Origin of the sequence: Paracoccus ravus, assembly GCF_004522175.1 — a bacterium.
Taxonomy (GTDB): domain Bacteria; phylum Pseudomonadota; class Alphaproteobacteria; order Rhodobacterales; family Rhodobacteraceae; genus Paracoccus; species Paracoccus ravus.
The window spans coordinates 1-11,891 of sequence record NZ_SDEB01000024.1; the positions used below are offsets into that span (position 1 = coordinate 1).

The 11,891-nt window shown below is 62.4% G+C and carries 10 protein-coding genes; 9 read left to right on the forward strand and 1 reads right to left on the reverse strand.

The genetic code is table 11. From position 1 onward, the window contains the following. The first annotated feature begins 291 nt into the window (after positions 1-291). The 9 genes from ESZ60_RS16220 to ESZ60_RS16255 all read left to right on the forward strand — a co-directional run bounded on the left by ESZ60_RS16220 (position 292) and on the right by ESZ60_RS16255 (position 10,075). Positions 292-942: a YciE/YciF ferroxidase family protein gene (locus ESZ60_RS16220; RefSeq protein ID WP_134681773.1), complete on the forward strand. Its 651-nt coding sequence runs from the start codon at positions 292-294 to the stop codon at positions 940-942. Positions 943-1,121: 179 nt separating this feature from the next. Beyond that, positions 1,122-4,694 (forward strand): PAS domain-containing protein, encoded by a 3,573-nt coding sequence (locus ESZ60_RS16225; protein WP_167620189.1) that lies wholly within the window; start codon positions 1,122-1,124, stop codon positions 4,692-4,694. Then, entirely contained in the window at positions 4,687-5,058 is a 372-nt protein-coding gene (locus ESZ60_RS16230) for a response regulator (protein ID WP_134681775.1), read from the forward strand. Before ESZ60_RS16225 ends, ESZ60_RS16230 begins: the two co-directional genes overlap by 8 nt. Positions 5,059-5,216: 158 nt before the next feature. After that, entirely contained in the window at positions 5,217-5,792 is a 576-nt protein-coding gene (locus ESZ60_RS16235) for a response regulator receiver protein (protein ID WP_134681776.1), read from the forward strand. Positions 5,793-5,795: 3 nt separating this feature from the next. Continuing rightward, positions 5,796-6,725 (forward strand): NAD(P)/FAD-dependent oxidoreductase, encoded by a 930-nt coding sequence (locus ESZ60_RS16240; protein WP_134681777.1) that lies wholly within the window; start codon positions 5,796-5,798, stop codon positions 6,723-6,725. Between the two features lie 187 nt (positions 6,726-6,912). Next, complete coding sequence (locus ESZ60_RS20850; RefSeq protein WP_167620190.1) at positions 6,913-7,065, forward strand: hypothetical protein; 153 nt, start codon at positions 6,913-6,915, stop codon at positions 7,063-7,065. An 88-nt stretch (positions 7,066-7,153) separates the two neighbouring features. Then, positions 7,154-7,627 (forward strand): sigma-70 family RNA polymerase sigma factor, encoded by a 474-nt coding sequence (locus tag ESZ60_RS16245; RefSeq protein WP_134681778.1) that lies wholly within the window; start codon positions 7,154-7,156, stop codon positions 7,625-7,627. Between the two features lie 89 nt (positions 7,628-7,716). Then, positions 7,717-8,535 carry a photosystem reaction center protein H gene (locus ESZ60_RS16250; RefSeq protein ID WP_134681779.1) on the forward strand — a complete coding sequence of 273 codons (819 nt, stop codon included), beginning with the start codon at positions 7,717-7,719 and terminating at the stop codon, positions 8,533-8,535. Positions 8,536-8,977: 442 nt separating this feature from the next. Beyond that, a complete protein-coding gene (locus tag ESZ60_RS16255) occupies positions 8,978-10,075 on the forward strand; it encodes a tRNA-dihydrouridine synthase (protein WP_134681780.1) in 1,098 nt (365 codons plus the stop codon). A gap of 414 nt (positions 10,076-10,489) precedes the next feature. Here ESZ60_RS16255 and ESZ60_RS16260 read toward each other — a convergent pair whose 3' ends face one another. Next, the gene (locus ESZ60_RS16260) at positions 10,490-11,593 is read right to left on the reverse strand and encodes a zinc-binding dehydrogenase (protein WP_245155736.1); all 1,104 of its coding nucleotides are present in this window, start codon (positions 11,591-11,593) and stop codon (positions 10,490-10,492) included. Positions 11,594-11,891 lie beyond the last annotated feature (298 nt).

The following is an 11,891-nucleotide window of genomic DNA, read 5'->3' on the forward strand; positions in this document are numbered from 1 at the left end:
TGGCTATGGACTTACAACAACGAGCGCCCCAACATGGGCATCGGCGGCATCACACCCGCCCAGAAACTGAAAATGGCTGCCTGAGGTCTACTTCTGCGCCCCGTTAAAACGGGGAGGATTACCCACGGTCTCCTGCCATTCGCTCGGGACAAAAGACGCGTTAACGCGGATCATCCTTGCCTGTTCCCGACCGATCGCTTCAACAAATTGTATTTTTCCTCTCCGGAACAACCCGGCGGCGCATGGCATTTCAAGCCAGGAAAGACGGGTTCTCAGTTCAGGAGGATGACGATGGCAACCCAATCAACCACCCGCAAAAGCGCCCGCAGCGAGGGCCGATCGGCACCGAAGGCCAGCCGCGAGCAGCGCAGCAAACGGTCGCAGGCCGTGGCGAAGAAATCCGCAGCCGATGCGCAGCGCGCGCGGCCACAAAAATCGCTTTCGGATCTGCTCGAGCACGCTCTGAAAGACATGTACTATGCGGAAAAGAAGATCTATCGCGCCCTGCCCAAGATGATCCGCAAGGCCGATCATCCCGAATTGAAGCAGGCGCTCGAAGACCACCGCGCCGAAACCGAGGGCCAGATCCAGACCCTCGAGACCGTGTTCGAGATCCTGGGCAAGCGTGCCCGCGGCGAGAAATGCGAGGCGATCGACGGGATCATCGAGGAGGGCGAGAGCCTGCTCGAGGATTTCGGTGACAGCGTGGCGTCGGATGCGGCGATCATCTTCAGTTGTCAGGCGGTCGAGCATTACGAAATCACCCGCTACGGCTCGATCCGTGCCTTTGCCGAAGAGCTTGGCCTTGATGAGATCCGCGACCATATCGACTCGATCCTCGAGCAGGAGAAAGCCGCGGATGGCAAGCTGAACGGTCTGGCCGAGGGCTCGATCAATGATGCCGCCGCGGAATATGACGCCGCGGACGAGGCGGCGGCCTGACCCCGTGAAAAGGCTCCGGAGGGGCATCCCTCCGGAGCCGCAAGCAAACTGCGGCGGAATTTTCGGTCCGAGAAGCAGGCTATCAGAAAATCGCCGGCGGGATTTCGGTCAACCGATCACCTGTCGATCACGCGTGAAGGATGGAACCCAGCAGGATGACGGGATCAGGCGCATCAGCCATGGCTCGGCTTGTCGAGCAGCATGACTGGTCCGCAACGGCGCTTGGACGCCGCGCCGGATGGTCTGCGGTGCTGAGCGCGACGGTGCAGATGGTGCTGGATCATGGCTTTCCATCTCTCCTGCTTTGGGGGCGCGACCTCGTCCAGATCTATAATGATGGATTCCGTGACCTGATGGGCGAACGGCACCCTGACGGGCTGGGCAAGCAGACGCACGATTGCTGGCCCGAGCGCAAATCCGCCAACCAGCAGATCTATGACCGGGTCTGGAAGGGCGAGAGCCTCACGTTCGAGGATCAGAAGCTGCCCGTCACGCGCCATGCCGGAACCGAAGAAGGCTGGTTCACCCTGACCTATGGTCCGATCCGCGAAGCGGGCCGCGTCGTCGGGATCCTTGTCACCGCCTGCGACACGAGCCGGGCGCATCATGCGGCACGGGCCCGCGACGATGCAGCAAAAAGGGTCAGCGAAAGCGAGGCGCGGTTCCGGAGCTTCGTCAATTCAGGCGCCGATATCGTCTATCGGATGAATGCGGATTGGACCCAAATGCGGCAGATCGATGGACGCCGAGCGTTTTCTGATACCGCCGGTCAAAACCGCAACTGGAGGGACGAATATCTGTTGCCCGAGGACCGGGCGCAGATGCAGCAGGCGATCGGGCGGGCGATGCGCACGCAGCAGCCCTTTGATGCTGAGCACCGGATGCGGAGGGCGGATGGATCGGTCAGATGGGTTCATTCCCGCGCCGTCCCCGTCCTTGGACCCGACGGCGCAATCTTGGAATGGCTGGGCACGGCCTCGGACATCACCGAGAGCCGTTTGATCGAGGAAGGGCTGCGCGCATCCCGCGAAAACGAAGCATTTCTGCAATCTCTGAGCGACCGGCTGCATGCGGCCGAGACGCCCGAGGCGATGATTGCCGAGGCCAGCCGGATGCTGGGCGAGAAGCTCGGCGCGACTTGGGCCAGATTTGCCGAGATCGACGAAGAGGCAGGTCTGGCTCATTTCCGGCCGGGTTGGGGTGGCGTGCGGGGTCCGACGCATCCCGCGATTCTGCGGCTCTCGGAATTTGGCGGCCCGCTGCTCGCGGAACTGCGGACGGGAAGGACGGTCCGGTTCGACGATATCGGCGAGCCGCCCCGTGGCCGTTCTGATCTGCTAGCGCTGGCCGCGCCCGGCATGCGCTCAGGGCTGTGCGTGCCGCTGTTCCAGGACGGAGGATTGGTCGCCATTCTCAATGTCCATCACGCCGCAGCCCATGTCTGGCAACCCGGCGAGGAGTCTCTGGCCGAGACGGCGGCCGAGCGGCTCTGGTCCGCCCTTGGGCGCGCACGGGCCGAGGCGGCGCGGCGCAAGAGCGAGGCGCGCTATCGCGAGTTTTTCAATTCGATCGACGAGGGCTTTTGCATCGTCGAACTGCTTTTCGACCCGGCAGGCGAGCCCGCGGATTTCCGCTTCGTCGAAAGCAACATGGCCTTTGCCCGCCAGACCGGACTGGAGGATGCGACCGGGACCAGACTGAGCGCGCTCGCGCCCGAACATGCGGAATATTGGCGCCAGATTCGTGCCCGGATCGCCCGGACGGGTCGGACGGCCCGGTTCGAGCAGCAGGCCGTGGCCTTGGGTCGCTGGTTCGATGTCTATGCCTTTCCGAGCGGAGACCCGCGGGAGCACCGGCTCTGCATTCTCGTCAATGACATCACGCGCCGAAAACTTCACGAAGAGCTACTTTGGGAAAGAGAGAGTTGGCTCGCGGCCCAGAAAGAGGCCTTTCGCACCGCAATGAACGGCGCTGCCCCCGAGGAATCCCTGGGCAAGCTGACCCGTTTTGTGAGCGAGCAGAAAGGCTGGGGTTGCCGCGGCGCTTTCCATATCGCTGACCCGGAACACGCAGAGTTTCGCCATGTCATCGGAAACTCGCCGGGGCCGGACCTCCCCCGGCAGGCCGGGCCTCGCGGCGCAGCCCGCGACGAGATCGGCGCAGAGTTCGTGACAGAACCCGCGACCTCCGGCCCGGCGCATCGGCGCGGCTGGTTCTTCCCGGTCGAGACAGCGGCGGGCAAATCGGTCGGCTCCTTTGCGCTCTGCTTTGACGAGCCGCATCGCATGCAGGCCCGGGAGCGGCAGCTTGCATCTGCGATTGCGCAGGCGGGGTCCATCATCATCTCGCATTATCAGGAGGCGTCGGAGCGCGGGCGGGTCGAGGAACGTCTGCGCCAATTCGGCGAGGCCTCGCAGGATGTGATCTGGATCAGGGATGCTGAACGGCTGCAATGGCAATATCTGACACCCGCCTTCGAGACGATCTACGGTCTGACCCGCGAAGAAGCGCTTCAGGGCAACAATTACCGAAGCTGGCTCGACCTGATCCTGCCCGAGGACCGGCCCCGTGCCGAGCAGATGATCGCCCGGGTTCGCCGGGGCGATCATGTGACCTTTGAATACCGCGTCCGCCGTCCCGCGGATGGCACGATCCGCTGGCTTCGCAGCACCGATTTTCCGATCACGGATGGCTCTGGCAGGATCACGATGATCGGCGGGATCGGCCATGACCTGACGGAAAGCCACGAGATGGAAAAGCGCCTGACCACGCTGCTCGAGGGCATTCCGCAGCTTGTCTGGCGCGCGGTCGGGCAGGGACGATGGACCTGGTCCAGTCCGCAATGGGCGGTCTATACCGGCCTATCCGCGCGTGAAAGTGCCGGGCGGGGCTGGTTGCAGGCGCTGCATCCCGAGGACCGTGAGGCGGCCTTGCAATCATGGGACCAGGCGGGCCGGACCGGCATTCTGGAGTTCGAGGGACGCATCCGCCATCAGCCCAGCCAGTCCTATCGCTGGTTCCAGACCCGGGCGACGGCCTTGCGCGACCAAGGCGGCACGATCATCGAATGGCTGGGAACATCCACGGATATCGACGACAACCGGATGTTGCAGGACCGCCAGCGAATCCTTGTCGCCGAATTGCAGCACCGGACCCGCAATATCATGGGAGTCGTGCGCTCGCTGGCGGACAAGACCTCTCGGGCCAGCGCAAGCCTGGCCGATTTCCGCGCCGGATTTCACGACCGGCTAGACGCGCTGGCGCGGGTGCAAAGCCTGTTGTCGCGGCTCGACGACCTCGACCGCGTGACCTTCGACGAACTGATCGCGACGGAACTCGCCGCGATGGATGTCAGCCCGCAAACGGTGACGCTAGACGGGCCCAAGGGAATCCGCCTGCGGTCATCGACCGTGCAGACCCTGGCGATGGCGCTGCATGAGCTTGCAACCAATGCGGTCAAATATGGCGCGCTCGGCCAGCCTCGGGGGCGTCTGTCCATTGTCTGGCGCTTCGAACCCGCGGGGGCGGAGGGTAAGCCATGGCTGCATATCGACTGGCGGGAAAGCGGGGTCGAGATGCCATCCATGGATACCCTCGCCCGCCGCTCCGGCCAGGGGCGCGAGCTGATCGAACGCGCCTTGCCCTATCAGTTGAGCGCCAAGACCAGCTATACTCTGGGGCGCGACGGCGTGCATTGCGCGATGTCGCTGCCGGTTTCTTCCACCAACCATCCGGTCGATATCCATGACTGATCGCACCTTGAACCAATGCCGCATCCTTGTGGTCGAGGACGAATATCTCCTTGCCGCCGAATTGTGCCACGAACTCGCCGAAGCCAGTGCCGTCATTCTGGGGCCGGTCGGCTCGCTGGCCGGAGCGATCGACCTGATTCACGCCGAGGAACGGATCGACGGCGCGGTGCTCGACATCAATCTTCGGGGGGAAATGGTCTTTCCCGCTGCCGATCTGCTGACCCAGAGAGACGTGCCCATGCTGTTCACGACGGGATATGATCCCTCCATCATCCCGCCGCGTTTCGCGCATGTGGTCTGTTGCGGCAAACCCGCGGATCTGGATCTCATCACCTCGATCATGGGACGACTGATCCATGACTGATCCATGACTGAGACATGCCGGGCGGCCAAAAGGATTGTATTCGTCGCAATGACCTGCAACGGTGGGGCACAGGCATCGCGTGACGGCTTGGGGCCGGAAAAGCAGCGCGGATGCGCCATCCACAAGCCCCGACGAGGGGGGCGGGATCCGGAGCGAGCATGAATCAGGAATCCCTAAGGGTCTTGGTCGTCGAGGACGACTATTTCATGGCCGAAAGACTTGCCGATGAAATCCGAGGTTTCGGCGATGAGGTCGTCGGCCCCTTTGCCGATATTCATCAGGCCCTCGGCAATGCCAGGGAGGCGCATATCGCTATTCTCGACGTGCGGATCAGGGATCACCAGTCCTTTCCGGTGGCCGATCTGCTGATCTCTTGCGATGTCCCTTTCGTATTTCTGACGGGATATGATCGGGAATTGTTTCCGCCGCGCTTTCGGACGCAGCACATCTATCTCAAGCCAAGCCATGCAAGACCGCTGCTGCGCGATCTTCATATCCAGCATGCCGAGGCATCGCAGCGCCATGATGGCATGGAAGCGGTCGTGATCCGGCTCATCGCCCGTGCCAGAGCATTGCTCTGTGATGCGGGTGCGGCGGAACGGCTTGTCGAGGCCACGCTGCTGCGCGCCATCGCCGAGACGGAATCGGGCGCGACCTCCGAGCAGCTCGCCGAATGGCTGCTGGGCCTGCTCGAGGACGAGTTCCGCCAGCGCGGCCTGCGCAGCCTGCAGTGAGCCGTGACCGAGCGTCTGGACTGCGTCGTCATCGGAGGCGGACCCGCCGGCCTGACCGCCGCGATCTATCTGGCCCGGTTCCTGCGAAAGGTGGCGATTTTCGACAAGGGCGAAAGCAGGGCCTCGCTGATCCCCCGATCCCACAACCATCCTGGCTTTCCTGACGGCATCGGCGGGCCGGAACTTCTGACGCGGATGCGCCGGCAGTTGGAAAAGCTGGGAATTGCCCCGGTCGCCGCCGAGGTCAAGGATCTGACCGTGCTGCCCGACGCTGTTTTTCAGGTCGCAGCCGATCGCATTCTGCTGGCGGATCATGTCATCCTTGCAACCGGGACACGGGATCGCTTGCCCGATATCGCCTCACCTTTGCGCCAGATTCGCGCCGGCCTGATCCGACAATGTCCGGTTTGCGACGCTTATGAATTGCGCGACGAGTCCGTCGCAGTGATCGGCTCCGGGGACGATGCGGCGGGAGAAGCACTGTTCTTGCGGCAATATACCCGACGCGTCAGCCTGCTCACTCTGGGTAGGACCCCCGCGTTTTCAGGCGAGGTTTCGGCAAAGCTCTCTTCCGCGGGTGTCGAAATCATTCGATCCTCTGTCGCTGACTGGCAGTTCGATCCCGATAGCGTCACGATCAAGCTTGGCTCCGGGACCTCGCATCGTTTCCGGGCGCTCTATTCCGGATTGGGAAGCGATCCCCAGAGCAGCCTCGCGGCGCGCGCCGGTGTCAGGCTGGCGGGACGGGGATGTATTCCAACCGATCCCCATCAGGAAAGTTCGGTCAACAATCTTTTTGCAATCGGCGATGTGGTGACGGGACTGAACCAGATCGGCGTGGCAATGGCTCAGGGCGAGGTGGCCGCGACCCGGATCCATAACTTGCTGCGCGCGCGCGAGGGGCGCTGCGTGGTGGATCCGGAATTGGATTAACCGTCCACCCGCCTGTGGCCCTTGCGCCAGCATCTTCGCCGCGCGTCCAACGCGCGTTGGAAATGACCGGGTTTCGCGCTAGACTTCGCTTGATCGTGACGCGATATGCAGGCCTTGGCCGCAACATTTCAGGCATTTTCCGGTTGAGACGCGGAACAGAGGTCGATCAGCAGAAAAGAGGGCATCTATGCAGGAAAATGATGAAGGCCCGCCCCTGGGCCCGGAACTGGAAAAGGCGGTTTCCGAGCTTCTGGAGCAGGTGCGGAGCGAACCGATTTCGCCACGGCTGCGCGAATTGGCCGGGCGTCTTGCGCAGGCGCTCGAGAAGCCGCGCGGCTGAACCTTGGCGGAAAATCGCCCTTGCGGGCGATCATCCGGACCCTCGCGGCGGTTTCGCGCGTTCGTCTTGACGCAAGGGAGGGGGTAGCATGAAACAGGAGATCCTCGAGCAGATCCCGGCGCTCAGAGCCTATGCACGGGTGCTTTGCCGTTCGCTGCCCGATGCCGAAGATCTCGTGCAGGAAACCCTGCTGCGCGCCATCGAATATGCCGACAGTTTCCGGCCCGGCACCCATCTGCGGGCCTGGCTTTTCACCATCCTGCGCAACCGCTTCTATACCAATTGCCGTAAGTCTGCGCGCGAACAGACCGGCGGCATGGATTGCGTGGCCGATCAGCCGCGCGTTCAGGCCGGACAGGAATGGCATATGCAGGCGATCGAACTGCATGAAGCGCTGCGGGACATGCCGCCACATTACCGCGAGGCGATCATTCTGGTCGGGGCTTTGGGGGAAAGCTATCTCGAGGCCGCCCGCGTGCTTGACTGCGATATCGGCACGATCAAGAGCCGGGTTCACCGCGCCCGGCAGATGCTGCGCAAGGTGCTTGAACCGGATCTGTGAAACCGGCCGGCCAACGCGCGATGTAGGGAACAAACCGCCCCTTCGCAGGTTTGCGTGGTCCACGCAGACAAGCGCGAAGGAGGAAAAGAATGCATAGGCTTTTCACGACGACCGCTCTGGTTCTGGTCTTGGGAACGTCCGGCCTGCAGGCCCAGACCGCCGATCCGGCGACACCCGCCGAGCCTGCCATGCCCGCGGCCACATCGACCGATGCGATGCCCGCCGAAATCACCCCGCCCGATGGCTTCATGGCCGAGAATGTGGCCCTCAGCCCCGAGAATCTCGACGGCGCGACAGTCTATGATGCGACCGGCGAAAGGATTGGCGAGGTACATGGGCTGGTGTTTGCCGATGGCTCGACTTCGACCGACCGGATGGATCAGACCGCAGCACCCGGCATGGCCCAGCCCGGTCCCGAGGCGCCGCCGATGTCCACCCGCGGCACGACCGAGGTTGGCGGGGTGACCGGCGCGGCGGTGCCCGAACCGAACGCGGGCGCGGCCGGGCAGGGCGAGGCGGCCCAGCTTGAAACCGATTCGACCAATACGGCGAGCGGCACCGCAACCGCCGATGGTGATGCGATCAAGAATGTCGGCCATGACACGGTAAGCCCAACCGATGCCACCTCGCCACCCACGCAGGAAACTGGCAGCGCGGTGCCGCAGGCAAGCCCGACGGCCCAAGCGACACCCGAGATGCAGTCCCCCCCAAGTGCTGCGGGAACAGATGACATCGCGCAGGCGGTGATCGACGTCGGGGGGTTTCTCGGGATGGGTGAGCATCGCGTCGCCGTCCCGGTCGAGGAACTGGTCGCCTATCGCAAGGACACGGAATTGCGCATCTATTTGCCCTGGACGCGCGAGCAGTTGATGGCGCTGCCGAAATTCGACATGGACGGCCCCGCCTGACACAGGCGTCCCGCGGGAGAGGTCATCGTGATCTTTCCCGCGGGCGTTGCGGAGGATTTCGGCCATAGGACGAAAGCGGCTGGCGACGGCGAATTGCAGACCGCGTCTCGAAAGGCCGGAAAAGCCTTGAACTCTTTTCGCAGGCAAGGAAAGGGATCGTCTTGCTGCTGGATGAATGGCGACCTGTCCCGAGAAGCTGACTTCAGCTTTTGTGCCAATTAAAGGCCAGCGGGAGCCGGTCCAGACCGGTCGGTCGCGCGGCAGAGCCGTTCCCGAAGCCGACTTTGATGCTCTGCGTAGCATTTTTTCACCAGCACGGTTCGAGAGCACAGTCTTGACGCAATCGTGGCCCGGAACGCAGGCGCGTGGCGCGGGCGTCGAGAAAATTATTGACTGGTTGGTAAAAATATTGGGTCCTGTTTCTTAGAAACGGGAGGCCGCGATGCCATATGACCTTGCTACGAACTTCACTGGTCTTGAATTTGTGAACCCTTTCGTCCTGGCCTCCGCGCCACCGACGGAAAGCAAGCAAAAGATCCTGAGGGCCTTCGAGGCGGGTTGGGGCGGGGTCGTCACCAAGACCATCGGCATGCATCCGGTAGAGAATGTCGCCGGTCCCAAGACCATCTTTCAGCGTGCCAGCGAAGCGAAGCCCTATGTCTCGCGCAACAAGCGGCCCGACACGGTGTCGCATTCCTCTTGGAACTGGGAGCTGATCTCGGACCAGCCGCTTGATCAGTGGCTTCCCGATCTGGAGGAGATCAAGACCACCTACCCGGACCGCATGCTGATTGCCTCGATCATGGCGGGTGCCGGCAACGCGGAAGAAATGGAACATTGGCGCAAGCTCGCACGGGCTTGTGTGGGCGCCGGCTGCGATGCGATAGAGTTGAACATGTCCTGCCCCCATATGGACCGCAAGGACATGGGGGCGCATATCGCGAATGACGAAGACATCATCCGGTCGATCCTCAAGGCCGTGACCGGGGCGGTCGATGTTCCTATCTGGGTCAAGCTCACGCCCTCATCTGCCTCGCTCGTCGAGGGGGCCAGGGCGGCCTATGCTGCGGGGGCGGCCTCGATCTCGCTCTGCAACACCTTCCCCTCTCTGCCGCTCATGGATCCGGAGACCTTGAAATTCGAGGTCGAGGTGGACGGGCTGGTCGCCTCGGGCGGCCTGGGTGGTCTGGCGATCCTGCATCAGGCCATACAGCGCGTCTCGGAGGTCTCCCGCGCGTTCCCCGACAAATCGATTTCCGGTATCGGAGGCATCAGGGGATTCCGCGAGGCCTTCAATTTCATCGCTCATGGTGCCGGGAACCTGCAAGTCTGCACGGCCGCGATGGAGGAAAAGGGCAGCGGGGGGATCGGCGTCAACCTCATCAAGGAGCTGACGAGCGATCTTGGCGACTACCTGCAGCGCAAGGGCTATTCTTCGATCGAAGAGTTTCGAGGGGTCGCCCGCGAAAGGGTGGTCCAACATTCCCAAGTGCGCAGGAAGAGCGAAGCCTATAACGGTGGCTACGCGCAAACCGCGTAGAGTGGCGGGCCTCGTTTCCCACCTAGGGACAGTATTCACGTCACGAACCTGGTTCATCAGCAGAAACGATGAAAGCTGGACAGGGATGATATGCTGCGCACCGCGCGCAACTCACTTATCCGAGGCGGGCTCTGGGGGGATTGCCCCCATTCCTGCCACTCGGTCTTAAACCTTGCTGCGGGGCGCCATCCCCCGCAGCAGTCATTCGAACATCACGCAACCTTTCGCGCCGGCGCGTGTCTTCGTCCGAAGCGTAAGCATGGTGCTTGCGTCCCCAAAAAGGCAGCATTCACGATGTGCTTTGCACCGCAATCCACCTGACCGGGCATCAGCCTACGGACTGAGGCTAAACCGCAGCGACAATCACGCCTTTTCCCAGCCCTGACACGAACCGATCAGATCCGTACACCAACATCACGACCACGGAGTAACGAGGTATTTCTCGCCTGTCCTCATGGCCTTGTAATCGATCACGGCCTCCTTGGTCAGCATCTCGTCAAGATTGACGCGCTTTTTGTAATGGCTGGCGAAGGTGGTGGTAAGGCTCTCGCGCACGCGCTTGCGCATGCGGCTGACGATTTCCGCTCCGGCGGTTTGCAGAAAGGGAAACAGCAGCCAACCCGAAAGCGTCCAGCCAAAGCCGTAGCTTGGGGTCAAAATGGTCGGGGCCATGTTCAATCGCCCGTAGATGAACATGCGCTTCGGCTGGTTCGAGCCATAGCGCGAATATTCCGTCATTCTGCTGACCGCGACCTGCTCCATGGCCCTGAAGGCATTGTCGACGCCTTGGCCGCCGCTGACCGGGTCGAAGCCATAAAATGCACCGGTGTCGTCGATCGCGGCACTCAATTGGCCCATGAAGTCGTCATTCGAAGAGTTGACGACATGGGTGGAGCCAAGGCTTTTCAGCAGATCAACTTGGCCGTCCTTTCGGACGATATTGACCAGACCGATGCCATCTTCCTTGCAGATGCGTGTCAGCATCTGGCCCAGGTTGGAGGCCCCGACCGTGTGCAGGAACGCGTCTTGCCTGTCCAGCTTGGCATTCTCGACGAACCCCAGAGCGGTCATCGGATTGATGAAGGCGCTCGCGCCATCCTCGGCCGAATGATCGCCCAAGGGCAGGCACATCGCGGCGTCGGCAATGCAATATTCGCTATAGGCATTGCCCGGAACACAAGAGACGCGCTGGCCCAGCAGCGATCTGGCCGTGTCACTGTCGCCAACTGCGACAACCGTACCGGCACCTTCGTTTCCTGCAGGCAGCTTGAGACCATGGCGCGCTTTCGAGCCCGCGTTGAAAGGCTCGGGGACAGTCGCGACGAATTTGCCGGGCGAGTAGCTTGCCGTCTCCAGATCGGCGCCACCGACCAGAATGGCGAGGTCAGACGGGTTTATCGGTGCGGCTTCCATTTTCACCAGAACCTGGTTGCCGGTCGGATCGGGGACGGACACTTGCTCAACCGCCACCGTGAGCGTTCCATCCGGGTCCAGTGTCGTGAACAGTTGCTTGCCCATGATCGTCATTGCGCAATCTCCAAGTTTTGGTTGTGCGACGAATACTACTGTTGTCTCGGCAGAATGAAACGCCAAGCCGGTCGATGATTCACTCATCCGCGACGCGCTCCCCATTGGCAAGCGCTGGCAGGCGGATCGGCCGCTTCTTTCGGGGCTCAGCTTCCCACTGGGCGGGTGCCGCTTTTTCTTGCCCCGGCCGGTGATCCAGTAATAGTCGTCCTCGTCGCGGCGGCAGCCGGCTTTGCCGGGCCTGCAACAGCAAATCGACCCCCGTCCGGATCACGGGGCAAGGTCAGGC